This window comes from Pseudomonas poae (genome assembly GCA_028869255.1).
In the GTDB taxonomy this organism is placed as follows: domain Bacteria; phylum Pseudomonadota; class Gammaproteobacteria; order Pseudomonadales; family Pseudomonadaceae; genus Aquipseudomonas; species Aquipseudomonas poae_C.
Map to the genome: position 1 here is coordinate 3,740,491 of CP110972.1, position 26,407 is coordinate 3,766,897.

At 58.9% G+C, this 26,407-nt stretch carries 21 protein-coding genes and 2 pseudogenes; 5 read left to right on the top strand and 18 right to left on the bottom strand.

The window, feature by feature from the left end; translation table 11 throughout:
- Positions 1-57 precede the first annotated feature (57 nt).
- Together LRS56_16780 and LRS56_16785 are read right to left on the bottom strand one after the other, a co-directional pair.
- Positions 58-510, bottom strand: coding sequence for a PaaI family thioesterase (locus LRS56_16780; protein WDU60536.1), 453 nt, complete (start codon positions 508-510; stop codon positions 58-60).
- Complete coding sequence (locus tag LRS56_16785) at positions 507-983, bottom strand: PaaI family thioesterase (GenBank protein WDU60537.1); 477 nt, start codon at positions 981-983, stop codon at positions 507-509. The genes LRS56_16780 and LRS56_16785 overlap by 4 nt, the downstream gene beginning before the upstream one ends.
- A gap of 158 nt (positions 984-1,141) precedes the next feature.
- Here LRS56_16785 and LRS56_16790 point away from each other — a divergent pair, with 158 nt between their 5' ends.
- Positions 1,142-1,393: a hypothetical protein gene (locus tag LRS56_16790; protein WDU60538.1), complete on the top strand. Its 252-nt coding sequence runs from the start codon at positions 1,142-1,144 to the stop codon at positions 1,391-1,393.
- Between the two features lie 95 nt (positions 1,394-1,488).
- On the opposite strand, the pseudogene LRS56_16795 reads toward LRS56_16790, so the two are convergent.
- The 11 genes and pseudogenes from LRS56_16795 to sdhC form a co-directional block, all read right to left on the bottom strand.
- A pseudogene (locus LRS56_16795) lies at positions 1,489-2,226 on the bottom strand (DUF599 family protein).
- A 234-nt stretch (positions 2,227-2,460) separates the two neighbouring features.
- A complete protein-coding gene (gene brnQ / locus LRS56_16800) occupies positions 2,461-3,774 on the bottom strand; it encodes a branched-chain amino acid transport system II carrier protein (GenBank protein ID WDU60539.1) in 1,314 nt (437 codons plus the stop codon).
- Positions 3,775-4,190: 416 nt separating this feature from the next.
- Entirely contained in the window at positions 4,191-5,072 is an 882-nt protein-coding gene (gene sucD / locus LRS56_16805; protein WDU60540.1) for a succinate--CoA ligase subunit alpha, read from the bottom strand.
- Positions 5,072-6,238, bottom strand: coding sequence for an ADP-forming succinate--CoA ligase subunit beta (gene sucC / locus LRS56_16810; GenBank protein ID WDU65766.1), 1,167 nt, complete (start codon positions 6,236-6,238; stop codon positions 5,072-5,074). The genes sucD and sucC overlap by 1 nt, the downstream gene beginning before the upstream one ends.
- A gap of 204 nt (positions 6,239-6,442) precedes the next feature.
- Positions 6,443-7,879: a dihydrolipoyl dehydrogenase gene (gene lpdA, locus LRS56_16815; protein WDU60541.1), complete on the bottom strand. Its 1,437-nt coding sequence runs from the start codon at positions 7,877-7,879 to the stop codon at positions 6,443-6,445.
- Between the two features lie 99 nt (positions 7,880-7,978).
- Positions 7,979-9,202: a 2-oxoglutarate dehydrogenase complex dihydrolipoyllysine-residue succinyltransferase gene (gene odhB, locus LRS56_16820; protein WDU60542.1), complete on the bottom strand. Its 1,224-nt coding sequence runs from the start codon at positions 9,200-9,202 to the stop codon at positions 7,979-7,981.
- 44 nt (positions 9,203-9,246) lie between these two features.
- A complete protein-coding gene (locus LRS56_16825) occupies positions 9,247-12,078 on the bottom strand; it encodes a 2-oxoglutarate dehydrogenase E1 component (GenBank protein WDU60543.1) in 2,832 nt (943 codons plus the stop codon).
- Between the two features lie 262 nt (positions 12,079-12,340).
- Positions 12,341-13,045, bottom strand: coding sequence for a succinate dehydrogenase iron-sulfur subunit (locus LRS56_16830; GenBank protein ID WDU60544.1), 705 nt, complete (start codon positions 13,043-13,045; stop codon positions 12,341-12,343).
- 11 nt (positions 13,046-13,056) lie between these two features.
- A complete protein-coding gene (gene sdhA, locus LRS56_16835) occupies positions 13,057-14,829 on the bottom strand; it encodes a succinate dehydrogenase flavoprotein subunit (protein WDU60545.1) in 1,773 nt (590 codons plus the stop codon).
- 3 nt (positions 14,830-14,832) lie between these two features.
- A complete protein-coding gene (gene sdhD, locus LRS56_16840; GenBank protein ID WDU60546.1) occupies positions 14,833-15,201 on the bottom strand; it encodes a succinate dehydrogenase, hydrophobic membrane anchor protein in 369 nt (122 codons plus the stop codon).
- A complete protein-coding gene (gene sdhC / locus LRS56_16845) occupies positions 15,195-15,569 on the bottom strand; it encodes a succinate dehydrogenase, cytochrome b556 subunit (protein ID WDU60547.1) in 375 nt (124 codons plus the stop codon). Before sdhC ends, sdhD begins: the two co-directional genes overlap by 7 nt.
- A gap of 364 nt (positions 15,570-15,933) precedes the next feature.
- On the opposite strand from sdhC, the gene gltA reads away from it, so the two are divergent.
- Positions 15,934-17,223, top strand: coding sequence for a citrate synthase (gene gltA / locus LRS56_16850; protein WDU60548.1), 1,290 nt, complete (start codon positions 15,934-15,936; stop codon positions 17,221-17,223).
- A 236-nt stretch (positions 17,224-17,459) separates the two neighbouring features.
- Here the strand turns inward: gltA and LRS56_16855 are convergent, their stop codons facing one another.
- The 3 genes from LRS56_16855 to LRS56_16865 form a co-directional block, all read right to left on the bottom strand.
- Entirely contained in the window at positions 17,460-19,118 is a 1,659-nt protein-coding gene (locus LRS56_16855) for a cation acetate symporter (GenBank protein ID WDU60549.1), read from the bottom strand.
- Positions 19,115-19,426, bottom strand: a complete 312-nt coding sequence (locus LRS56_16860; GenBank protein ID WDU60550.1) for a DUF485 domain-containing protein — start codon at positions 19,424-19,426, stop codon at positions 19,115-19,117. The genes LRS56_16855 and LRS56_16860 overlap by 4 nt, the downstream gene beginning before the upstream one ends.
- 262 nt (positions 19,427-19,688) lie before the next feature.
- Positions 19,689-20,540: a glycine betaine ABC transporter substrate-binding protein gene (locus LRS56_16865; GenBank protein ID WDU60551.1), complete on the bottom strand. Its 852-nt coding sequence runs from the start codon at positions 20,538-20,540 to the stop codon at positions 19,689-19,691.
- A gap of 332 nt (positions 20,541-20,872) precedes the next feature.
- Here LRS56_16865 and LRS56_16870 point away from each other — a divergent pair.
- Positions 20,873-22,427, top strand: a pseudogene (locus LRS56_16870) (glycosyl hydrolase family 17 protein).
- 97 nt (positions 22,428-22,524) lie between these two features.
- On the opposite strand, the gene LRS56_16875 reads toward LRS56_16870, so the two are convergent.
- Positions 22,525-22,893, bottom strand: a complete 369-nt coding sequence (locus LRS56_16875; GenBank protein WDU60552.1) for a hypothetical protein — start codon at positions 22,891-22,893, stop codon at positions 22,525-22,527.
- Between the two features lie 235 nt (positions 22,894-23,128).
- On the opposite strand from LRS56_16875, the gene LRS56_16880 reads away from it, so the two are divergent.
- Entirely contained in the window at positions 23,129-24,427 is a 1,299-nt protein-coding gene (locus tag LRS56_16880; protein ID WDU60553.1) for a serine/threonine protein kinase, read from the top strand.
- On the top strand, positions 24,420-25,208 hold the full coding sequence (locus LRS56_16885) for a VacJ family lipoprotein (protein WDU60554.1): 789 nt from the start codon (positions 24,420-24,422) through the stop codon (positions 25,206-25,208). Before LRS56_16880 ends, LRS56_16885 begins: the two co-directional genes overlap by 8 nt.
- Positions 25,209-25,260: 52 nt before the next feature.
- Here the strand turns inward: LRS56_16885 and LRS56_16890 are convergent, their stop codons facing one another.
- The gene (locus LRS56_16890; protein WDU60555.1) at positions 25,261-26,175 is read right to left on the bottom strand and encodes a DUF808 domain-containing protein; all 915 of its coding nucleotides are present in this window, start codon (positions 26,173-26,175) and stop codon (positions 25,261-25,263) included.
- Positions 26,176-26,407 lie beyond the last annotated feature (232 nt).

The following is a 26,407-nucleotide window of genomic DNA, read 5'->3' on the forward strand; positions in this document are numbered from 1 at the left end:
GCGCCCTTCAGGGTTGGCGGCGGGTTGTCATCAAAGTTGGGGGCTAAGACCAGGATTTCAAGGGCGGGCCGGTTCCTCGATCTTGAAATGCGCACGGGCGGTGGCAATCGGTTCGGCTGCAGTGCTTTGCCAGGCGGTGATCGCCACATTCGCCACCCGTCGGCCCTGGCGCCACACCTGACATTTGGCGTAGGTATCGCGGTACTGCCCGGCGCGCAGGTAATCCAGGGAAAAGTCGATGATTTTCGGAATCCCCGGCGCGCCGGTAAACACCAGCAGATGCAGCGCCGCCGAGAGTTCCATAAAGCCGGCAATCACCCCGCCGTGGAGTGCCGGCAATATGGGGTTACCAATATTGTCCTGGTTGGCCGGCAGGCGGAACAGCAGCTCATCCCCCAGGCGCGTGCATTCGATGCCGATCAGTTTGGCGTAGGGGATCAGGTCGAGCAGTGCCTCGTAATCTCCGCGTGCATGAGCCTGCTCCAGCCGGGTCTTGAACCTGTGCGTCATGCCTGCACTCCCTTGATGGCGCTGCCCAGCCCTTGTGTGCCCTTGAGGCGCTTGCCCATCCGCATAAAGGTGCCGACCACATGCGCGATAGGCTGTTGCGGGTCATCCTGATAAGCAAAACCGCGGGTAAAGATCACGTCGGTGGTGACCCGGTAGCACTGTGCAAAACCATACACTGGCTTGTGCGGTTCGGCAGGATGCATGTAGTCGACACGCAGGTCGAGGGTCGGGCACACCTCGAACTCCGGCAGCACACACAAGGTGGCCATGCCGCAGGCGGTGTCCATCAGGGAGGTCAATGCACCGCCGTGGATAACCCCTGTAAGGGGGTCACCGACCAGTTGGGGCGCATAGGGCATGATCAGCGTGATGCCCTCCTCGCTGGCCTGATGAGCGGTAATACCCAGCACCTGACAATGGCGCAAGGCCGATACGAAGCGTTTCGCACGCTCTAACAAGGGATTTTCGGTCATTCGATACAGACTCTTATTTGTGTTAATCCGCGGTATGGGCGATGCGCCTGAAAGTTCCTTGGCGCGCGTGGTTTATATATCTACGCAATAAAAGGAACTAATGCTGAACGCCCACGCTCGAAAGGCCAGTAGATATCTTCAATAAGGAGAAACACCCCATGCGCAAGACTTTAGCTATTTCCATGATGTTGGCCGCTGCCCTCGGTCTCGCTGCCTGCGATAAAAAATCCGAAGACAAAGCCCAAGACGCCGCCGCGCACTCTGAGCAAGCTCAGAAAGATATGGCGAAGGCTCAGGATAAAGTGAACGACGCTGCGAAAGAAAACGCCGATGCTGCCAAAGCTCAGGCCGAATCGAACGCCGCCGCCGCAAAAGAAGCAGCACCTGCTACCCCTGCCACCGGTTCTTGATACCGCGGCATGACATAGCCTGGCTGTAAAAAGAAAGCCCGCTTAGATAGCGGGCTTTTCTTTGTCTGCAGTTTTTATTTATCGCGTTATTACGACTAAGTCGCGTCTTTGAGAGCCTCCGGCAAAGGCGTATCAGTTTGCGTATACACCATCACTTGCAGTACGTCGGAATGGAACTCACGACGATAAAGCACTAACACCACCCCGCTGCTCATCAACATGAACAATCAGGGGCTGACAAACCAGGCCAGCATGGTCATGCCGAAGTAATAAGCGCGCAGGCCAAAGTTGAATTGGTTGGCGGCCATGGAGATCACCCGCGCCGCGCGCAGGGCAAACGCCTTGCGCTCCATTTCGGACACATGCCGCTCACCGATCATCGGCGCCGACCCCACCAGCACCGCCGCGAAGTTGTATTGGCGCATGCACCAGCTGAACGTGAAGAAGGCGTAGACGAACACCAGCGCAAGGCACAGCAATTTGATCTCCGACATCCCCTGGGAGGCCTGCTGCACCATCGGGATATCCGCCAGCAGCGACACCGCCCTTTCAGAAGCGCCCAGCACGGTGAGAATGCCGGCGAGGATGATCAAGGTGCTGGAGGCGAAGAACGAGGCATTGCGCTCCAGGTTGCCGATCACACTGGCGTCGGCGATGCGGTTGTCCCGCAGCAGCATGCGGCGCATCCAGTCTTCACGATACAAATGCAGCACGCTGGCCAAGCATGCAGTGTCACGGGCTTTCCAGGTGGCATAACGGGTGTAACCGCCCCAACACAGGACGAACCATAGCGCGGCGAGCAGGTGGATCTGATTGGTTTCGACGAACGACATGCGGGTCCTTAGACACGTTGGATAAAGGCGAACACGGTCTGAAAATGTGGGAGCGGGCTTGCTCGCGAATGCGGTGGCTCAGTTTATATATCTGGCACTGACTCACCGCATTCGCGAGCAAGCCCGCTCCCACACTTACCGAGTTCCAACTGTAGAAGATTGTTGCCTCCCAAGCATAAAAATGCCCCGTATCGACTGATACGGGGCATTTCAGTGCAGCCTGAATCGAGCGTGTCAGGCGATAGCTTCGCTACGTTTGCCGAGCACACGGTCAACCACCACAGCGACCACCAGGGTCATCACCGACGGCACCAGCCACGCCAGGCCCTGCTCGCTCAACGGCAAGTTAGCCAACTGCGACGGCATCCAGCCCGCCAGCCCTGCGCCTTTGAGCGCATCGATGCACCCAAAGATGAACGACACCAGCATCACCGGCCCCACGATGCGGCCCTGCTCCTGCCAGAAGTCTTTACAGAAGCTCAGGGCCACCAGCACGATGCACGGCGGGTAGATCGCGGTGAGTACCGGGATCGAGAAGGCAATCAGCTTGGTCAGGCCCAGGTTGGACACGAACAGCGAGAACAGCGCCAGGATCACTACCAGGGCCTTGTAGGACAGTGGCAGGATCTTGCTGAAGTACTCGGCACAGGCGCAGGTCAGGCCGACGGCGGTGACCAGGCACGCCAGAGAGATCAGCACAGCGAGGAAGCCGCTGCCCAGCGAACCGAAGGTGTGTTGCACATAAGCGTGCAGCACAGCGGCACCATTGGCGGCGCCGGCGGCCACTGCATGGCTGCCCGAACCCAGACGGAACAGGCTGACATACACCAGCGCCAGGCCCACGCCGGCAATCAGCCCGGCAATGATCGCGTAACGGGTGATCAGCTTGGGCGACTCGACTCCACGCGAACGAATGGCGTTGACGATCACAATGCCAAACACCAACGCGCCCAGGGTATCCATGGTCAGGTAACCATTGATGAAGCCTTGGGAGAACGGTGCAGCCACGTATTCCGGCGTAGCGACACCCACATCACCGGCCGGCAGGGCAAACGCGGCGATACCAAGGATGGCCAGGGCGATGATTTTCAGCGGCGCAAGGAACCGCCCGACGGTGTCCAGCAGTCGACCTGGATACAGGGACACAAAGAACACCACCAGGAAATACACCGAGCTGTAGAGGAACAGCGCCAGCGGGCTTTCCCCGGTCAGCGGTGCCAGGCCCACTTCAAAGGACACGGTCGCGGTGCGCGGGGTGGCGAACAGCGGCCCTACCGCCAGATACGCCGCCGCCGCGAGCAGGCCGCCGGCGATCTTGCCGATCGGGCTGCTCAACGCGTCCATACCGCCGCCGACCTTGGCCAGGGCAATCACGGTGACCACCGGCAAACCGACTGCGGTGATCAGGAAGCCCAGCGCTGCCATCCAGACATGCGGCCCGGACTGCAAGCCGACGATAGGCGGGAAGATGATGTTGCCGGCGCCCACGAACAGGGCAAAAGTCATAAAGCCCAACGCCAGGATGTCCTGGCTTTTCAACACTTTCATTTGAGGAAATACCACACTACTGAATCGGAATTTAGAGAGGGATTCCCTATGGATGAGGGAAATACTGCCGGCCCTTATGGGGACCGAACGGTCTAGCGCGCAGCTTCCTTTTGGGAGGCGGACGCATAAAGAGGCGGCTAGGGTACAGAATTGGGCTGACAAACGCACTGTTGCGGGGCGAACTGTCCGATAAGCGACATATTCATGTCGCGTTTTCATACCTAATTTGACAATACGAATCAATGTGGGAGCGGGCTTGCTCGCGAATGCGGTGTATCAGTGGATAGATCCAGTGCTGACCCACCGCATTCGCGAGCAAGCCCGCTCCCACATTTTGATCTTCAACAACCTGCAGAACGCACAAAGGCCACCCGAAGGTGGCCTTTGTGGGGTGAAGCGTCAGCTAAGCGCGAGGCTTACTTGACAGCCCAACCGGTCAGCTCAGCCAAAGCCTTGCCGATGTCTGCCAGCGAACGCACGGTTTTTACACCTGCGTCTTGCAGCGCAGCGAATTTCTCGTCTGCAGTGCCTTTGCCGCCGGAGATGATTGCGCCAGCATGGCCCATGCGCTTGCCAGCAGGGGCAGTCACACCAGCGATGTAGGAAACAACCGGCTTGGTCACGTGTGCCTTGATGTAGGCAGCCGCTTCTTCTTCAGCCGAACCGCCGATCTCACCGATCATCACGATCGCTTCGGTCTTCGGGTCTTCCTGGAACAGTTTCAGGATATCGATGAAGTTCGAGCCCGGGATCGGGTCACCGCCGATGCCGACGCAAGTCGACTGACCGAAACCGGCGTCAGTGGTCTGCTTCACAGCTTCGTAGGTCAGGGTGCCGGAACGGGAAACGATACCGACTTTACCTGGCAAGTGAATGTGACCTGGCATGATGCCGATCTTGCATTCGCCTGGGGTGATCACGCCTGGGCAGTTAGGGCCGATCAGGACTACGCCCAGCTCGTCGCACTTAACTTTAGCGTCCAGCATGTCCAGGGTAGGAATGCCTTCGGTGATGCAAACGATCAGCTTGATGCCGCCGAATGCCGCTTCCAGGATCGAGTCCTTGCAGAAAGGAGCTGGAACGTAGATCACGCTGGCGGTGGCGCCAGTGGCAGCTACAGCGTCTTTCACGGTGTTGAACACTGGCAGACCCAGGTGCTCGGTACCGCCTTTGCCCGGCGTTACGCCACCCACCATCTTGGTGCCGTATTCGATGGCTTGCTGGGTGTGGAAACTACCTTGCGAACCGGTAATACCCTGGCAGATAACTTTGGTGTCTTTATTGATCAGGACGCTCATTATTTGCCCTCCGCAGCTTTGACAACTTGTTGAGCAGCGTCGGTCAGGCTGGTAGCCGCGATGATGTTCAAACCGCTTTCTGCCAGTACTTTAGCGCCCAGTTCAGCGTTGTTACCTTCAAGGCGAACAACAACCGGGATTTTAACGCCAACTTCTTTCACTGCACCGATGATGCCTTCGGCAATCATGTCGCAACGAACGATGCCGCCGAAGATGTTGACCAGTACTGCAGCGACGTTGGAGTCGGACAGGATGATCTTGAACGCTTCGGTAACGCGTTCTTTGGTAGCACCGCCGCCCACGTCGAGGAAGTTGGCTGGTTTGCCGCCATGCAGGTTGACGATGTCCATGGTACCCATGGCCAGGCCAGCACCGTTGACCATGCAGCCGATGTTACCTTCCAGGGCTACGTAGTTCAGTTCGAACTTGGCAGCGTGCGCTTCGCGCGGATCGTCTTGCGACGGATCGTGGAAAGTCTTCAGCTTAGGCTGACGGTACATGGCGTTGGCGTCGATGTTGATCTTGGCGTCGAGGCAATGCAGATCGCCGTCAGCCTTGATCACCAGCGGGTTCACTTCCAGCAGGGCCAGATCGTGATCCTGGAACAGTTTGGCCAGACCGACGAAGATCTTGGCGAACTGGGCAACTTGCTTGCCTTCCAGACCCAGCTGGAATGCCAACTCGCGACCCTGGAATGGCTGAGCGCCAACCAGTGGATCGATAGTGGCTTTCAGAATTTTTTCTGGGGTTTCGTGAGCGATCTTCTCGATGTCCACGCCACCTTCGGTGGAAGCCATGAACACGATGCGACGGCTCGAACGGTCAACGACAGCGCCCAGGTACAGCTCTTTAGCGATATCAGTGCACGATTCAACCAGGATCTTGGTGACTGGTTGGCCATTGGCATCAGTCTGGTAAGTCACCAGACGCTTGCCCAGCCACTGCTGTGCGAAGGCCTTGGCGTCTTCTTTGCTGCGAACCAGCTTAACGCCGCCCGCTTTACCGCGACCACCGGCGTGGACCTGGGCTTTGACAACCCACTCGCTGCCGCCGATTTTGTCGCAAGCTTCTGCTGCTGCTTCCGGGGTGTCTACTGCGTAGCCCTTGGAAACTGGCAGGCCGTATTCAGCGAACAGCTGCTTACCCTGATACTCGTGAAGATTCATGCTTTTTACCGTCTTCGTTAGGTACTGCGCATTCGGCGCTGCGCTCATTATGAGTGCCGCGCCACCTGTGACTGCTGCTTGCGCAACTTGCGGGGCTCAAGGCCCGTAAAGCTGCACAAGACTGCGTCCAGCGGATATTCCGCGGTGAGTCTTGCGCGCAAGGCTCACGACGGGCAACTCCGCCGTGGTTTCTTATTATCTCGCTTAGCGCTTCTTCTTGTTGGCGATGTGGATAGCATGGCCATTCACTGCCAACGCGGCTTCATGCAGCGCTTCGGACAGGGTCGGATGGGAGAAAACCATCATGCCGATGTCTTCGGCGCTGGTGCCGAATTCCATACCGATCGCGCCTTGCTGAACCAGTTCTGCTGCGCCTGGGCCAATCACGTGGACGCCCAATACGCGGTCAGTCTTGGCATCAGCGATGACTTTGACAAAACCACCGGTGTCGTTGGCTGCCATGGCACGGCCAGAAGCGGCAAACGGGAAGGTGCCGACGTTAACTTCAACGCCTTCAGCTTTCAACTGCTGTTCGTTCTTGCCGACCCATGCAATTTCCGGGTGGGTGTAGATAACCGATGGAATCAGGTCGTAGTTCATCTGGGTTTTGTGGCCCTTGATGCGCTCGACAACCATGATGCCTTCTTCGGAAGCCTTGTGCGCCAGCATCATGCCGCGAACCACGTCACCGATGGCGTACACGCCTGGCACGGTGGTAGCGCAGTGATCGTCAACGTGGATGAAACCACGCTCGTCGATGTTCACGCCGCTGTCGGAAGCCAGCAGGTCGGCAGTCACGGGACGACGACCAACGGCAACAATCAGCTTGTCGAAAGTGATGGTCTGTTCGCCATCCTTGTCGGTGTAGGTCACGACCACTTCTTCGCCGTTAACCTTCGAGCCGGTCACGCGAGCGCCCAGCTTGATGTCCAGACCTTGTTTGGTCAGGGTTTTCAGCGCTTCTTTGGACACCGCGGTGTCGGCAGCCAGCAGGAACGTGTCCAGGGCTTCCAGCACGGTGACTTCAGCACCCAGACGGGACCATACCGAACCCAGTTCCAGGCCGATAACGCCGGCGCCGATCACGCCCAGGCGTTTAGGCACGGCTTGGAATTCCAGAGCACCGGTCGAATCGACGATCACGTTCTGGTCAACCGGAGCCGGTGGAATGTCGATTGGGCGCGAGCCTGGAGCCAGGATCACGTTTTCGGCTTCGATGACTTCAACCGAGCCGTCCGGCTTGGTGATTTCAACTTTCTTGCCGGCCAGCAGCTTGCCGTGGCCTTGCAGGGAAGTCACGCCGTTGGCCTTGAACAAGGTGGCAACGCCGGAAGTCAGGCCTTTAACGATGTTGGCTTTACGGCCGACCATTGCTGGTACGTCCATGGTCACGCCAGCATGGTTGATGCCGTGGATCGCGAAGCCGTCTTGGGCTTCGTGGAATTTCCAGGAGCTGTCCAGCAGCGCCTTGGAAGGAATGCAACCGACGTTCAGGCAGGTACCGCCCAGGGCCAGTTTGCCTTCCTTGTCGGTGTATTTTTCGATGCAAGCAGTCGAGAGGCCCAGTTGTGCGGCCTTGATCGCGGCAACGTAGCCGCCAGGACCTGCACCAATCACTACGACGTCAAATTTCTGTGTCATGAAAATAGATCCTCTATTTGCGACAAGCTTTTAGCCGCAAGCTGCAAGCCAAGCTGCTTTTTCTTACAGCTTGTAGCTCGCAACTTGCAGCTGCTTCAATCAGATATCCAGCAGCAGACGAGCCGGGTCTTCCAGCAGGTTCTTGATGGTCACCAGGAAAGTCACGGCTTCTTTACCATCGATCAGGCGGTGATCGTACGACAGCGCCAGGTACATCATCGGGCGGATCACGACTTGGCCGTTGATGGCCATCGGACGCTGGATGATGTTGTGCATGCCCAGGATCGCAGCTTGCGGCGGGTTGACGATCGGCGTCGACATCATCGAACCGAAGGTACCACCGTTAGTGATGGTGAAGGTACCGCCGGTCATCTCGTCGATGGTCAGCTTGCCGTCACGGGCTTTCTTGCCGAAGCCGGCGATGCCGCCTTCGATTTCAGCCAGGCTCATCAGCTCGGCGTTACGCAGAACCGGTACCACCAGGCCACGGTCGCTGGACACGGCAACGCCGACGTCAGCGTAGCCGTGGTAAACGATGTCGCCGCCGTCGATGGAAGCGTTGACTGCCGGGAAGCGTTTCAGCGCTTCGGTGGCCGCTTTCACGAAGAACGACATGAAGCCCAAACGCACGCCGTTGTGGGACTTCTCGAACAGGTCCTTGTACTTCGAACGCAACGCCATGACTTCAGTCATGTCGACTTCGTTGAACGTGGTCAGCATCGCCATGTTCGACTGGGCTTCAACCAGGCGCTTGGCCACGGTGGCACGTACGCGGGTCATCGGTACGCGCTTCTCGGTACGGTCGCCAGCAGCGAACACAGGCGCGGCAGCAGCTGGAGCAGCAGCCTTGGCAGGTGCGGCAGCCGGAGCGTTTTTCTTGGCTTCAACAGCGGCAACCACATCTTCCTTGGTTACACGGCCGTCTTTGCCGGTGCCTTTTACGGAAGCCAGGTTGATACCGTTTTCTTCAGCCAGCTTGCGCGCGGCTGGCGCGGCAACAGCGTCTTCGTCGGCGGCAGCCGGGGCAGCGGCAGCCGGAGCAGCAGCCGGTGCAGCAGCAGCGGCAGGTGCTGCGGCGGCGGCAGAGCCTTCTTCGATCGAGCCCAGTACCTGGTTGGACAGGACGGTAGCGCCCTCTTCGGCAACGATTGCGCCCAGTACGCCGTCAGCTTCGGCCAACACTTCCAGTACGACTTTGTCGGTTTCGATGTCAACGATCAGGTCGTCACGCTTGACGGCCTCACCTGGTTTCTTGTGCCAGGTGGCAACGGTGCCATCGGCAACCGATTCCGGGAATGACGGGGCTTTGATTTCGATAGCCATTATCTGTGGGTCCTTAAAATTCGGTTTCAGTCAGCGCGAAGGCGTTAAACAGTGAAAGCATCTTGCAGCAGTTTTTCCTGCTGCTCGGCGTGCATCGACGCATAACCACACGCAGGTGCAGCAGAAGCATCACGACCGGCGTACTCCAGGCCCAGGCCTGTTTTGTGGTTACCGATACTGCGACGCAAATGATGCTGGCTGCTGTACCACGCGCCCTGGTTCATCGGTTCTTCCTGGCACCACACCGCATGGGTGAGGTTGGTGTAAGGCGCGATGGCCTCCATCAGGTCGTCTTCCGGGAACGGGTAAAGCTGCTCGATACGCACAATGGCGATGTCTTCGCGGCCTTCGGCACGGCGTTTTTCCAGCAAGTCGTAGTAAACCTTGCCGCTGCACAGGACCAGGCGAGTGACCTTGGCGGCGTCCAGGGTGTCGATTTCCGGAATCACGGTCTGGAACGAACCGTCGGCCAGATCTTCCAGGGTCGAGATGGCCAATTTATGACGCAACAGCGATTTCGGAGTCAGCACTACCAGCGGCTTGCGCAGCGGGCGGATCACCTGACGACGCAGCAAGTGGTAGATCTGGGCCGGGGTAGTCGGCACGCACACCTGGATGTTGTGCTCGGCGCACAGTTGCAGGTAACGCTCCAGACGGGCCGAGGAGTGCTCCGGACCCTGACCTTCATAACCGTGTGGCAGCAGCATGGTCAGACCGCACAAACGGCCCCACTTGTGCTCACCGCTGGTGATGAACTGGTCGATAACCACTTGGGCACCGTTGGCAAAGTCGCCGAACTGGGCTTCCCAGATCACCAGCGCGTTTGGCGTGGTGGTCGAGTAGCCGTATTCGAACGCCAGTACGGCTTCTTCGGACAGGAACGAATCGTACAGGTCGAAACGTGGCTGGCCTTCGTACAGGTTCTGCAACGGGATGTAGGTGCCCGCGTCTTTCTGGTTGTGCAGCACAGCATGACGGTGCGAGAACGTACCACGGCCGATGTCCTGGCCGGTCATGCGGATCGGGTGACCTTCGAACGCCAGGGTCGCGTACGCCATGGTTTCGGCGTAACCCCAGTTGATCGGCAGGCCGCCGGCTTGCATCTTCTGACGGTCTTCGTAGATCTTCGCCACCTGGCGCTGCACCACGAAACCTTCCGGAATTTCCAGCAGCTTGGCAGAAAGTTCCTGCAGGGTTTTCAGATCGAACGAGGTGTCGTGACGCGCAGTCCAGGCGTGGCCCAGGTACGGGCGCCAGTCCACGAACAGCTCTTTGTTCGGCTCTTTAACCAGGCTTTTTACTACATGCAGACCGTTGTCCAGCGCGTTGCGGTATTCATCGACTTTCGCCTGAACACGCGCATCGTCAACCACGCCGGCCTTGGTCAGGCTTTCGGCGTACAGCTCACGGGTGGTGCGCTGCTTGGTGATCTGCTGGTACATCAACGGCTGGGTACCGCTAGGCTCATCCGCTTCGTTGTGACCGCGACGGCGGTAGCACACCAGGTCGATCACCACGTCACGCTTGAACTGCATGCGGTAGTCGATGGCGAGCTGGGTCACGAACAACACGGCTTCCGGATCATCACCATTCACATGGAGGATCGGCGCCTGGATCATCTTGGCCACGTCGGTCGCGTACTCGGTAGAGCGCGCGTCGAGCGGGTTGCTGATGGTGAAGCCCACCTGGTTGTTGATGACGATGTGAACCGTACCGCCGGTCTTGAAGCCGCGAGTCTGCGACATCTGGAAGGTTTCCAGCACCACGCCTTGACCGGCGAACGCCGCGTCACCGTGGATGGAAATCGGCAGGACCTTCTCACCGGTGGTGTCGTTACGACGATCCTGGCGAGCACGAACCGAACCCTCGACCACTGGAGAAACGATTTCCAGGTGGGATGGGTTAAAGGCCATGGCCAGGTGAACTTCACCGCCGGTGGTCATCACGTTGGACGAGAAGCCCTGGTGGTATTTAACGTCACCGGAACCCAGCTCGACCTTCTTCTTGCCTTCGAACTCGTCGAACAGCTCACGCGGGTTCTTGCCGAAGGTGTTGACCAACACGTTCAGGCGACCACGGTGAGCCATGCCGATCACGATTTCCTTGGTGCCGTAGGAACCGGAACGCTGGATCAGCTCGTCGAGCATCGGAATCAGGCTTTCGCCGCCTTCCAGGCCGAAACGCTTGGTGCCCGGGTATTTGGTACCCAGGTATTTCTCGAGACCTTCAGCCGCGGTCACGCGCTCAAGCAGGTGGCCGCGTACGTCGGCCGACAGCACCGGACGGCCGCGCACGCCTTCCAGGCGATGCTGGAACCAGTGACGTTGCTCGGAATCGGTGATGTGCGTGAACTCAGCGCCAATGGTGCGGCAATATGTCTGCTGCAACGCTTCGTGAATTTCGCGTAGGCTCGCTTCCTCTTTGCCGATGAACAGGTCGCCGGCACGGAAGGTCGTATCAAGATCGGCATTGGTCAAGCCGTAATGATTGATCGACAGGTCAGCAGGTGCAGGACGCTGCCAGAGCCCCAGCGGGTCAAGCTGGGCCGCCTGGTGGCCACGCATCCGATAGGCCTGGATCAGTCGCAGTACTTCAACTTGCTTCTTCTCGTGCTCACTGCTCACGCTGCCGGCGGAAACCGGTTGAGCGCGGCGCTGGTTCTTTGCCAGCAGCACAAACTGATCGCGAATTGTTGCATGCGATACATCGGTGGCAGCGTTGCCGTCTGAAGACAACGTCTGAAATTTGGTGCGCCATTCTTCTGGCACAGCGTTAGGGTCGTGCAGGTAGAGCTCATAAAGCTCTTCCACATAGGCAGCGTTACCACCTGAAAGATAGCCGCTGTTCCACATGCGCTGCATCACGCTTTCTTGCATGCTTGGTCACCCTCGATTTGGGGACACCACCGGCGAAAACACCGAGTTTGCTTGCAAAAGGCCAAGTGCAGCGACCAAAACAAGCCACTTAGGATCACGCTGATAGTTCGGGTACCAACCCGAATGCCCCTGCTTGTCTCATTTCTTCAAAATAAGAGCCGCGGCTTTGTAAGTCGCTGCTCAAGTTAAAACTACGGCGCCGGTTGAAGCCTGCGCCGTAGCATTTACGGGCACAACGGTCCTGCTTTTACTACAACGTCAGTTACACGCCGCTCTGCAGCAGCATGTTACGGATGTGACCAATGGCCTTAGTCGGGTTCAGGCCTTTAGGACATACGTTGACGCAGTTCATGATCCCGCGGCAGCGGAATACGCTGAACGGGTCATCCAGTGAAGCCAGACGCTCGGACGTCTTGGTGTCACGGCTGTCTGCCAGGAAGCGGTACGCTTGCAGCAGAGCGGCTGGACCCAGGAACTTGTCCGGGTTCCACCAGAAGGACGGGCACGAAGTCGAGCAGCAAGCGCACAGGATGCACTCGTACAGACCGTCGAGCTTCTCGCGCTCTTCCGGGGACTGCAGACGCTCGATGGCCGGAGCCGGCGTGTCGTTCTGCAGGAACGGCTTAACCTTTTCGTATTGCTTGTAGAAGATGCTCATATCGACGACCAGGTCACGGATAACCGGCAAACCTGGCAGAGGACGAACGATCAGTTTGTTGCCTTTAACCACGGCGGACAGCGGCGTGATGCACGCCAGGCCGTTTTTGCCGTTGATGTTCATGCCGTCGGAGCCACAAACGCCTTCACGGCAAGAGCGACGATACGAGAAACCTTCGTCCTGCTCTTTGATCAGTGCCAATACATCCAGCACCATCAGGTCTTTACCACCGGTATCGACCTGGAATTCCTGCATGAACGGCGCAGCGTCCTGATCAGGGTTGTAGCGGTAAACACTGACTTTCAACATGGCAGCCACCCTTAGTAAGTCCGAATCTTCGGTTCAAACGTCGGAACCGTCTTCGGCGAGAAGTTCACGGCACGCTTGGTTACGCGCTTGTCACCCGGGAAGTACAGGGTGTGGCACAACCAGTTTTCGTCGTCGCGATCTTCAAAGTCTTCACGAGCGTGAGCACCACGGGATTCTTTACGAACCTCGGCGGCGATCGCAGTCGCTTCAGCCACTTCCAGCAGGTTTTGCAGCTCAAGGGCTTCGATACGAGCGGTGTTGAACGCCTGGCTCTTATCGTTGATCTTGACGTTGGCGATGCGCGTGCGCAGATCGGCCAACTGGGCAATACCCTTCTGCATGTATTCGCCGGTACGGAATACACCGAAGTAGTTCTGCATGCAGCTTTGCAGCTCGCGACGCAGGGTAGCCACGTCTTCGCCATCAGTGCGCTCGTTCAGAGCGTTCAGACGGGCCAGGGCAGCTTCGATGTTGGCGTCAGTGGCGTCATCGTATTCGATGCCGTCGGTCAGGGCTTTTTCCAGGTGCAGGCCGGCAGCGCGACCGAATACCACCAGGTCGAGCAGCGAGTTGCCGCCCAGACGGTTGGCACCGTGCACCGATACGCACGCCACTTCACCTACCGCGAACAGACCATGAATGATCTCGTCCTGGCCATCGGCGTTCTGGGTGATCGCCTGGCCATGAATGTTGGTCGGCACGCCGCCCATCATATAGTGGCAAGTCGGAACAACCGGAACCGGAGCAACCACCGGGTCAACGTGAGCAAAGGTCTTGGACAGCTCGCAGATGCCTGGCAGGCGGCTGTGCAGCACTTCTTCGCCGAGGTGATCGAGTTTCAGCAGTACGTGGTCGCCGTTCGGGCCACAGCCGTTGCCGGCGATGATTTCTTTAACCATCGAACGGGCCACAACGTCACGACCGGCAAGGTCTTTGGCGTTCGGAGCATAACGCTCCATGAAACGCTCGCCGTGCTTGTTGATCAGGTAACCACCTTCACCACGGCAACCTTCAGTAACCAGTACACCGGCGCCGGCGATGCCGGTCGGGTGGAACTGCCACATTTCGATGTCTTGTACCGGCACGCCAGCACGCAGAGCCATACCAACGCCGTCACCGGTGTTGATCAGGGCGTTGGTGGTGGAGGCGTAGATACGGCCTGCACCGCCCGTCGCCAGCACGGTAGCCTTGGCGCGGATGTAGGTGGTTTCACCGGTTTCGATGCAGATGGCGATTACACCGACGAACTCACCTTGTGCGTTCTTCACCAGATCGACCGCGTAGTACTCGTTCAGGAACGTGGTACCGGCTTTCAGGTTGCCCTGATAAAGAGTGTGCAGCAGCGCGTGACCGGTACGGTCGGAAGCGGCGCAGGTACGGGCAGCCTGCCCGCCTTTACCGTAGTCCTTCGACTGACCGCCGAATGGACGCTGGTAGATGCGGCCTTGTTCGGTGCGGGAAAATGGCAGACCCATGTGGTCCAGCTCGAACACCGCGGCCGGGCCTTCCTGACACATGTATTCGATAGCATCCTGGTCACCGATGTAGTCGGAACCCTTGACGGTATCGTACATGTGCCAGCGCCAGTCATCGTTCGGGTCGGCAGAGGCGATGGCGCAGGTGATGCCACCCTGGGCCGATACGGTGTGGGACCGCGTCGGGAACACCTTGGTGATCACGGCAGTCTTGTGACCGCCCTGGGCCAGTTGCAGCGCAGCGCGCATGCCGGCACCGCCGCCACCAATAATGATGGCGTCGAATGAAATAGTTGGAATGTTAGCCATGAATCAGATACCCCAAAGAATCTGCACACCCCAGACGAAGTAAGCGAACATCGCAACGCCGCATACTGCCTGGAAGAGGAAACGTACTGCAGTCGCGGACTTGCCCAGCGCCATTGGCGTCAGGTAGTCGGTCGCGATGGTCCACATGCCGACCCAGGCGTGAGCGCCCAGGGCTACAAGTGCCAGCAGACTGAAGATTCGCATCGCATTGTGGGAAAACAGGCCGTGCCATTGCTCATAGCCAATGCCCGGGTTTGCGACGAGGTATCCGATCAGGAAAATGAAATAAGCCGCGAGAACGACCGCAGACACACGCTGTGCCATCCAGTCATAGAGGCCCGAACGCGAAAGGTTCGTAACGCTGGTTACCATATCCAAACTCCTGCCAGAACGATCAGCACCACGGAAATGGCGATGATGATTTTCGAGCCCAGGCGGCCGCCTTCCAGCGTCTCACCGATGCCCATATCCATGATCAAGTGGCGCACACCGGCTACCAGGTGATACAGCAGAGCGGACAGGAGGCCCCATGCTACGAACTTGGCCAGCGGGCTGGTCAAGCATGCCTTCACCTCGGCGTAACCTTCCTCGGAACCCAGGGATTTGCTCAATGCATAAAGCATGATGCCCAAGCCCAGGAACAGGATGATGCCGGAAACACGGTGCAGGAACGACGTAACGCCGGTGATGGGGAGTTTGATGGTCCTTAGGTCTAGGTTTACAGGTCGTTGGCTATTCACGGCTTTTTTTCACACTGAAGAGCCCCTAACAATCAGGGCAAAGTTGTTGGGGAGTGCACTGGTCAGGTAAGCACCACCCAGGGAGTGCGACCCCCAATGAAAGCAAGCCCAAAAGCCCTTGGCGGTCGGTGGCCGAGTATAGACAGTTAGGTTACTAATGACAACGCGCACTCCTCACCCTAATAGCTGATTGCGCTGGCGGGATAAAAGGCGTAAATGGCAGTTAATTTCGAGGAAAAAGTACGGTTAAAGCCTTCTGGCGCAAGACTTTAGGCAAATTGACATCTGGATTTATATCAATATAGTGGTGCGGGCCCTGCGTGGGGGGTCTGTCTGATGATTTGAAGCATAAATAGGAGGCCACATGGCTGACAAAAAAGCGCAGTTGATCATCGAGGGCGCAGCCCCCGTCGAGCTGCCCATTTTAACCGGCACCGTTGGTCCCGATGTTATCGACGTACGGGGCCTGACGGCCACGGGCCGTTTCACATTCGACCCAGGCTTCATGTCGACCGCCTCTTGCGAGTCGAAGATCACCTATATCGACGGTGACAATGGCATTTTGTTGCACCGGGGCTACCCGATCGAGCAACTGGCTGAAAAATCGGACTACCTGGAAACCTGCTACCTGCTGCTAAATGGCGAATTGCCAACAGCCGAGCAAAAAGCCCAGTTCGTCAGCACCGTGAAGAACCACACCATGGTTCACGAGCAGTTGAAGACCTTCTTCAACGGCTTCCGTCGCGACGCCCACCCGATGGCCGTCATGTGCGGCGTGGTCGGCGCCCTGTCGGCCTTCTACCACGACTCCCTCGACATCAATAACCCGCAGCATCGCGAAATCTCCGCGATCCGCCTGGTTGCCAAGATGCCGACCCTGGCCGCAATGGTTTACAAGTACTCCATGGGCCAACCCATGATGTACCCGCGCAACGACCTGACGTACGCGGAAAACTTCCTGCACATGATGTTCAACACCCCGTGCGAGATCAAACCGATCAGCCCGGTGCTCGCCAAGGCCATGGACCGGATTTTTATCCTCCACGCCGACCACGAGCAAAACGCCTCCACCTCTACCGTACGTCTGGCCGGCTCTTCGGGTGCCAACCCGTTCGCCTGCATCGCCGCCGGTATCGCCGCACTGTGGGGCCCTGCCCACGGCGGTGCGAACGAAGCCGTTCTGACCATGCTTGACGAAATTGGCGATGTTTCCAACATCGACACCTTCATCGCCAAGGCCAAGGACAAGAACGATCCGTTCAAACTGATGGGCTTCGGTCACCGCGTTTACAAGAACCGCGACCCACGCGCCACCGTCATGAAGCAGACCTGCGACGAAGTGTTGAAGGAACTGGGTATCAAGAACGATCCGCAACTCGAACTGGCCATGCGCCTGGAAGAGATCGCCCTGACCGACCCATACTTCATCGAACGCTCGCTGTACCCGAACGTCGACTTCTACTCGGGGATCATCCTCAAGGCGATCGGCATTCCAACCAGCATGTTCACCGTGATCTTCGCCCTGGCGCGGACCGTGGGCTGGATCTCCCACTGGAAAGAAATGCTCTCCAGCCCGTACAAGATTGGCCGCCCGCGCCAGCTGTACACCGGCTACGAGTCGCGTGACATCACCAAGCTGGAAGATCGCAAGTAAGCATTAACTGCTTGTTTGTAATGAGAACGGCCTCCCTTAGTGGAGGCCGTTTTCGTTTGTGTCGCCTGTGCGGTCGCCATCGCAGGCAAGCCAGCTCCCACTTTTGACTGCGTTCCTACTCGGTCGAATGTGGGAGCTGGCTTGCCTGCGATAGCAATAGCCCGGCCACCCCATAACCCCAGGCAAAAAAAATGCCCCGGCCTTGCGACCGGAGCATTTCTCATTCAGCTACACCCTTAGTGGTTGACCGCCCCACTCGCCCCCAGGCCAGTCTGCGAACGCACAAACTGCGGGAAGTACAGCGCACGCTCTTTCTCCGCCGCCGCCGACTTGTCGGTGATGGAGAAGAACCAGATACCGACAAACGCAATGATCATCGAGAACAGCGCCGGGTACTCGTACGGGAAGATGGCTTTTTCATGATGCAGGATCGAGACCCAGATGGTCGGACCCAGCACCATCAGGCCGACGGCACTGACCAGGCCCAACCAGCCGCCAATCATGGCGCCACGGGTGGTGAGGTTCTTCCAGTACATGGAAAGCAGCAGCACCGGGAAGTTACAGCTGGCGGCAATCGAGAACGCCAGGCCGACCATGAACGCGATGTTCTGGCTTTCAAACAGGATACCCAGGCCGATAGCCAGCACCGCCAGAGCGATGGTGGTGATCTTCGACACGCGAATCTCATCTTTCTCGTTGGCCTTGCCTTTCTTGATCACGCTGGCGTACAGGTCATGGGACACCGCCGAGGCACCGGCCAGGGTCAAACCGGCAACCACTGCCAGGATGGTGGCAAACGCCACGGCCGAGATGAAGCCCAGGAAGATACTGCCGCCCACCGCATTGGCCAGGTGCACCGCCGCCATGTTGTTACCACCCAACAGCGCGCCTGCAGCATCCTTGAACGCCGGGTTGGTGCTGACCAGCAGGATCGCGCCGAAACCGATGATAAAGGTCAGGATATAGAAGTAGCCGATGAAGCCAGTGGCATACAGCACGCTCTTACGCGCTTCCTTGGCGTCGCTTACGGTGAAGAAGCGCATCAGGATGTGCGGCAGGCCGGCGGTACCGAACATCAGTGCCAGGCCGAGAGAGAATGCCGAGATCGGGTCTTTCACCAGACCGCCAGGGCTCATGATCGCTTCACCTTTGGGGTGAACCTTGATCGCCTCGGCAAACAGCGTGTTGAAGTCGAAGTTGACGTGTTTCATCACCATCAGCGCCATGAACGAGGCACCGGACAGCAGCAGCACTGCCTTGATGATCTGTACCCAGGTGGTCGCCAGCATGCCGCCGAACAGCACATACAGGCACATCAGGATACCCACCAGGATCACCGCCACATGGTAATCCAGGCCGAACAACAGCTGGATCAGCTTGCCCGCCCCCACCATCTGCGCGATCAGGTAGAACGCCACCACCACCAGCGAGCCACAGGCCGAGAGACTGCGGATCTGGGTTTGCCCCAGGCGATAGGACGCCACGTCGGCAAAGGTGTACTTGCCCAGGTTACGCAGGCGCTCGGCGATCAGGAACAGGATGATCGGCCAGCCCACCAGAAAGCCGATCGAGTAGATCAGGCCGTCGTAGCCGGAGGTAAACACCAGCGCGGAAATACCCAGGAAAGACGCCGCCGACATGTAGTCGCCGGCAATCGCCAGACCGTTCTGGAAACCGGTGATCTTGCCGCCGGCCGCATAGTAGTCGGCCGCCGACTTGTTACGTTTGGAAGCCCAGTAGGTGATGCACAGAGTGGCACCGACAAACGCGACGAACATCACGATGGCCGAGACGTTCAGCGGTTGCTTGTGTACTTCACCGGTCAATGCGTCCGCCGCCCAAAGGGCTGGAGCAAAGAGCGAAGCGCCGAATAGAGCCAGTAGACGCCGGATCATTGCGCAGCCTCCTTGAGAATCGCATTGTTCAGGTCGTCAAATTCGCCATTGGCGCGGCGCACGTAGATGCCGGTCAGGATAAAGGCCGACACAATCAGCCCGACGCCCAGGGGAATGCCCCAGGTAATCGACGAACCGGGGCTGAGTTTGGCCCCCAGCACTTGTGGCCCATAGGCGATCAACAGGATGAATCCGGAGTAAAGCCCTAGCATGATCGCCGAGAGAATCCAGGCGAACTTTTCCCTTTTTCTTACCAGCTCCTTGAAACGCGGGCTGTTTTGAATCGAGAGGTAAATGCTGTCGTTCATTGTTTTTATCCTCGCAGCACAGCTTTTTTATTATTGGAACGTATCCACTGTATGCGGCTGCGGAACAGGTTCCAGACGACCTTAGTATTAGAGGGAGTGTAGCGAGGGATTGAGAGGGCGAAGAAACATTTGCGGGTCACGAGAATTAATGTGGGAGGGGGCTTGCCCCCGATGGCAGTGGGTCAGCTACAGATAAGCTGACTGATGCATTGCAATCGGGGGCAAGCCCCCTCCCACAGGGGTTGTATCAAGGCATTGGGAGTTATTTACCAACCCACTCGGCCACACGCTCAGGGTGCTTGGCAACCCAATCCTTGGCTGCGGCATCCGGCTTGGCGCCTTCTTGGATAGCGAGCATGACTTCGCCGATTTCATCCTTGGAGGCCCACTGGAATTTCTTCAGGAAGGCCGCAACTTCCGGCGCTTTCTTCTCCAGGCCCTTGCTGCCGATGCTGTTGACGGTTTCAGCAGCACCATAAATCCCTTTTGGATCATCCAGGAAACGCAGTTTCCACTTGGCGAACATCCAGTGTGGCACCCAACCGGTGACCGCAATCGATTCCTGCTTGTCTTCGGCGCGGGTCAGCTCGGCGATCATCGCCGCGCCCGAACTGGCCTGCAGTTTGTAGTCCAGGCCATATTGCTTGATGGCTTCGTCGGTCTTGAGCATCACACCTGAACCAGCGTCGATGCCGACGATCTTGTTCTTGAAGGTGGTGTCGGTCTTGAGGTCTTCGATGGACTTGGCCTTGACGTACTCCGGCACGATCAGCCCGATCTTCGCATCCTTGAAGTTGGGGCCGTAGTCGACCACCTTGTCCTTGTTCTTGGCCCAGTACTCACCGTGGGTCACAGGCAGCCAGGCGGAGAGCATGGCATCGAGCTTGCCGGTGGCCACGCCCTGCCACATGATCCCGGTGGCGACCGCTTGCAGTTTCACGTCATAACCGAGCTTTTGCTTGATCACCTCTGCCGCCACGTGGGTGGTGGCAACGCTGTCGGACCAGCCGTCCACGTAGCCGATGCTCAGGGTTTTGCTGTCGGCGCTGGCCAGTGTGGAGCTCATCGCAACTACCAGAGTGGCAGCTGCGCCCAAGAGTCGTCGCATCTTCATAGTACTTCCCCGAAAGTGCTGCGCCCGGCGGATGCCGAGCGACGTCAACCTGTTGTTATGTGGTGCACCGCGCCCCCTTCACGCGCATCGATCCGGAGACTGCGACATCAGTGGAGTGCTGACACTTCGATCATCAACCTGCCCGGGCCTTCGACCTGCTCTGTCAGCGACCTCGTACAAGCAAGAAACGACATCACATCGCCAGTAGGACGTTTTGTAGGACTTGGCAGCACGATCCCGCCCGAACTTTGCATGTCAAAATTATGCAGCCCCACTGGGACGGGGCAAATCCGGGTAAGATGCGCGCCTTTGCTCCCCCAGATAAGCCGACCATGCCCGCGAATGCCCGCTTCCCTGCCCTGCCCTATTTCTTCGCCGTGATCCTCGGGCTGCTGGCCCTTTTCAGCTATTGGTACGGCCTTGGCCGGCCAGTGGTGTTGCCGGATGTCGCCAGCGCCAGCCACAAGCTGCAATGTGCATCCTACACACCGTTCGACAAGGACCAGTCGCCCTTTGACCAGCCGTTCAAGCTGCGCCCCGAGCGCATGGACGCCGACCTGGCCCTGCTGGCCACCCGCTTCGAATGCATCCGCACCTATTCGATGACCGGCCTGGAAGCCTTGCCGGACCTGGCGCGCAAGCATGGGTTGAAGTTGATGATCGGCGCCTGGGTCAGCAGTGACCCGATCGCCACCGAAAAAGAAGTCGACCTGCTGATCACCTCGGCCAACGCCAACCCCGACGTCGTGACCTCGGTGATCGTCGGCAACGAAGCCCTGCTGCGCAAGGAAGTCACGGCCAAGCAGCTGGTGAGGCTGATCCACAAGGTCAAAAGCCAGATCCAGCAGCCGGTCACCTACGCCGACGTCTGGGAGTTCTGGCTGCAACACCCGGAAATCGCACCTGCCGTGGATTTCCTGACCATCCACCTGCTGCCGTACTGGGAGGATGACCCGTCGGGCATCGACCAGGCCCTCAAGCATGTCGGGGATGTACGCCAGACGTTCGGCAACAAGTTTGCGCCCAAGGACGTGCTGATCGGCGAGACCGGCTGGCCCAGCGAAGGTCGCCAGCGCGAAACCGCGGTGCCGAGCCGGGTCAATGAGGCCAAGTTCATGCGTGGTTTTGTCGCGATGGCCGAAGCCAATGGCTGGCATTACAACCTGATCGAAGCCTTTGACCAGCCGTGGAAGCGCGCCAGCGAAGGTGCAGTCGGCGGTTACTGGGGCCTGTTCGACGCGGACCGCCAGGACAAGGGCATCCTCGCCGGGCCGGTGACCAATGTGCCTTACTGGCCGCTGTGGCTGGGCGTGGGCGGGATTATCCTGCTGGGTACGCTGGTGATTGGCGGTCGTGTTCGCAGCACACGCGCCGCGCTGATGCTGCCGTTACTCGGTGCGGTGGCGGCCTGTTCCATTGGCACTTGGGCCGAATTGACCCGCGTCACCGCACGCTTTAATGATGAGTGGGTGTGGGCCGGCTTGCTGGTGGCCCTGAACCTGCTGGTGCTGGCCCACGCGGCCCTGGCCCTGAGCGCACGGGAAGGCTGGCGCGAGCGTGCCTTCAACTGGCTGGAGCAACGGGCAGGCTGGCTGATGGCAATCGCCGGGTTTGCGGGGGCGGTGATGATGCTGGCGCTGGTGTTTGACCCGCGCTATCGCAGCTTTCCGAGTGCGGCGCTGGTGCTGCCGGCGTTGGTGTACTCTGGTGCGCCCTGTAACCGGGCCGCGTCGGGAGATTGCGTTGCTGGCCTTCATTATCGGTGCTGGCATTGCGCCGCAGCTGTATCGCGAAGGTTTGCAGAACCAGCAGGCGTGGGGGTGGGCGGTGGTCAGCCTGCTGATGGTTGTGGCTTTGTGGCGTTGCTTGCGGGTGCGCAAGGCTTAAGATTGCAATCGCAGGCAAGCCAGCTCCCACAGTGACCGAGTGCATCCCTTGGAATGCGGTCGACTGTGGGAGCTGGCTTGCCTGCGAAGAGGCGCTATCAGACAGCCCGAGGCTTCCTGACCAACCGCAACCCCGCTATCACCACCGCAAACACCGCAAACGTGGTGTTGTACAACGCCAGCGCCGGCAACCCGAACACCATCGCCAGCACTGCCAGCCCCCACCCCGCCCGGCCCGGCACAAAAAATGCCAGCACCGCCGTCACCAGCGCCGCCCAGCCCATCACCTTGAAGTGAATCATCAACCCCAGGTTCGAACGCACCTGGCATTCCCAACGGCTTGCCTCGTCGGCACAGAGGCCGACCCACCGGCCATCCTCCATAAAGCCGTAACGTGCGGCATAGCTGGCAGCCAGCCATAGCGGCAGGGCAATAAGCAGCAGGATCAGGGGCAAACGACGGGACATGGAGCACTCCGATAAGCAAAAACGGCGCTCAGCTTAATCCCCCAGCGGCCGTTAGCAAGGTGTGTACGCAGATAAGTGTTCATCCAAGCGCTGCAAAGTGTATCTTCTGGCTACTATTACCCCGATTCCGACGTTTTTTTCCGACTTTTAGTGCCGAGGGCAGGCACTTCGGTGGCAACGCGGTGGTCATAGCCTGCGAACTTCATTCAGCACGTTTCCTCTTAGGGATTAAGTCATGCTCCGTTCCTTGCGCTGTGCTGCCTTGCTGGGCAGCCTTTTTTTGAGTGCGTCAGCACTGGCCGTCGATATCGACCAGGCCACCTATGGCTACCCTTTGACGAACCCGTTCGAAGCGACCATTGCCACCACCCCTCCTGACCTTCGGCCTAAACTGCCGACGGATGATGAGATCAACCAGTCCGACTACACCCTGAACATGCGCCCAGAGCGCGAGTTCAGCCTGCCGGACAACTTCTGGGCGGTGAAGAAACTCACCTACCGCATCGCCAAGCAGGACCGCGCCGCGCCGCTGATCTTCCTGATCGCCGGTACCGGTGCGCGGTTTGACAGCAGCATCAACGAATACCTGAAAAAGCTGTATTACCAGGCCGGCTACCACGTGGTGCAGCTGTCTTCGCCCACCAGTTTCGACTTCATAGCCTCTGCCTCGCGCTTCGCCACGCCGGGAATCAGCCAGGAAGACGCCGAAGACATGTACCGCGTGATGCAAGCCGTGCGCGCGCAGAACGCTTCGCTGCCGGTCACCGACTTCTACCTCACCGGCTACAGCCTCGGCGCCCTGGATGCGGCTTTTGTCAGCAAACTGGATGAGACCCGCCGCAGCTTCAATTTCAAGAAAGTGCTGTTGCTCAACCCGCCGGTCAACCTCTATACCTCGATCACCAACCTCGACAAGCTGGTACAGACCGAGGTCAAGGGCATCAACAACACCACCACCTTCTATGAGCTGGTGCTGAACAAGCTGACCCGTTACTTCCAGCAAAAGGGCTATATCGACCTCAATGACGCCCTGCTTTACGACTTCCAGCAATCCAAGCAGCACCTGACCAACGAACAGATGGCCATGCTGATTGGCACCTCGTTCCGTTTCTCGGCCGCCGACATTGCCTTTACCTCGGACCTGATCAACCGCCGTGGCCTGATCATCCCGCCCAAGTACCCGATCACCGAAGGCACCAGCCTCACGCCGTTCCTCAAGCGTGCGCTGCAATGCGACTTCGACTGCTACCTCACCGAACAAGTGATCCCGATGTGGCGTGCGCGCTCCGACGGCGGCAGCCTGCTGCAACTGGTCGACCAGGTCAGCCTTTACGCACTCCAGGACTACCTGCATACCAACCCCAAGATCGCCGTTATGCACAACGCCGACGACGTGATCCTGGGCCCTGGCGACCTCGGCTTCCTGCGTAAAACCTTCGGCGACCGCTTGACCGTCTACCCGCTGGGCGGCCATTGCGGCAACCTCAATTACCGCGTCAACGCCGACGCCATGCTGGAGTTCTTCCGTGGCTAAATATCTTCTGCTGCTTGCTGCCTTGATGTGCGCAGGCGTGGCCAATGCCGACAACAGCAAGGCTCACGCGCCGACCGTGGTCGGCTCCGATGGCTTCAAGGAACCACTGACCAAGCTCAAGTTCAACGCGGGCCTGGACCAGCGCGAGTTCGAACGCTCGTCGCTGACCGCGCTTAACGTGTATGACCCGCTGGAGTCGTGGAACCGCCGCGTGTACCACTTCAACTACCGCTTCGACCAATGGGTTTACCTGCCCGTGGTCGACGGCTACACGTATGTAACCCCCAGCTTCCTGCGCACCGGCGTGAGCAACTTCTTCAACAACCTGGGCGACGTGCCCAACCTGTTGAACAGCCTGCTGCAACTCAAGGGACACCGCTCCCTGGAAACCACCGGGCGCCTGCTGCTCAACACCACCATCGGCATCGCCGGCCTGTGGGACCCGGCTACCGCCATGGGCCTGCCGCGCCAGAGCGAAGACTTCGGCCAGACCCTGGGCTTCTACGGCGTACCGGGCGGCGCGTACCTGGTGCTGCCAATCTTCGGCCCATCGAACCTGCGCGACACCACCGGCCTGCTGGTGGACTACACCGCAGAGAACCAGATCAACTTCCTCAACGTGGCTGAGGTCAGCTCCAACCATCCGGAAATCTGGGCCCTGCGCGCCGTCGACAAGCGCTACCAGACCAGCTTCCGCTACGGCCAGATGAACTCGCCGTTCGAGTATGAGAAGGTGCGCTATATCTACACGGAATCGCGCAAGTTGCAGATCGCCGAGTAAACGCCCACAAAAAAGGCCATTCGATTGAATGGCCTTTTTTTGTGCGCGCAATTTATGCCCTGAGCGTTTTCCAGGTCTTGCCGACCACGCTGACCACCGCCAGTACGACCGCACCCGCGATAATCCCCGCTACCGCATTCAGCAGCGGCGGCACCAACCACGCCACCCCGCCTGCGCCCTGGCTGACGGTCTCGATCCAGTGATGCACCACCGGCACCCCGTGAGTGAGAATCCCACCGCCCACCAGGAACATCGCCGCCGTACCGATCACCGACAGGCTCTTCATCATGTACGGTGCCGCGCGCAGGATGGCGCCGCCGACACTGCGCGCCGCCTGGCCAGGCTTCTGGGTGAGCCACAGGCCCAGGTCATCCAGCTTGACGATACCGGCCACCAGCCCGTAGACGCCCACGGTCATGACGATTGCAATGCCCGATAGCACGATCACCTGCTGCATCAAAGGCGCATCGGCCACGGTGCCGAGGGTGATGGCGATGATTTCGGCGGAGAGGATGAAGTCGGTGCGGATCGCGCCCTTGATCTTGTCCTTTTCAAAGGCCACCAGATCAGTGGCAGGGTCGGCCACGGCCTCTGTCAGTTGCGAGTGCTCGGCCTGGACCTCGGCCTTGCTGTGGAGAAACTTGTGGGCGAGCTTTTCAAAACCCTCGAAACATAGATAAGCACCGCCCAGCATCAACAGCGGCGTCACCGCCCACGGCGCGAACGCACTGATCAGCAAGGCGGCCGGCACCAGGATCAGCTTATTGACGAACGAGCCCTTGGCTACGGCCCACACCACGGGTATTTCGCGCTCGGCGCGCACGCCTGACACTTGCTGGGCATTAAGCGCCAGGTCATCGCCCAATACCCCGGCGGTCTTTTTGGCGGCCATTTTTGTCATCAACGCCACATCGTCGAGCACAGCGGCGATGTCGTCGATCAGTACCAGTAAGCTGCTTCCTGCCATGGAGGACATTCCTGCGGTGAGAGTGCCGCGAATATAACGCGGCGGCCTTCAGGGAAGCGAGCCTGCACTGCCCAGGCTGCCGATCAATTCCAGGAGGCCAGTAGCGCAATGGCGGCTTGGGTGAGGTCATTTTTCCTTCAGCTCAAAGCGCACACCTCCTGCTTCAGCCTACGAAGAAACCACCGCACTCTCCGGAACCACCTGACTCGACAACGCCACATAAACTCGAACC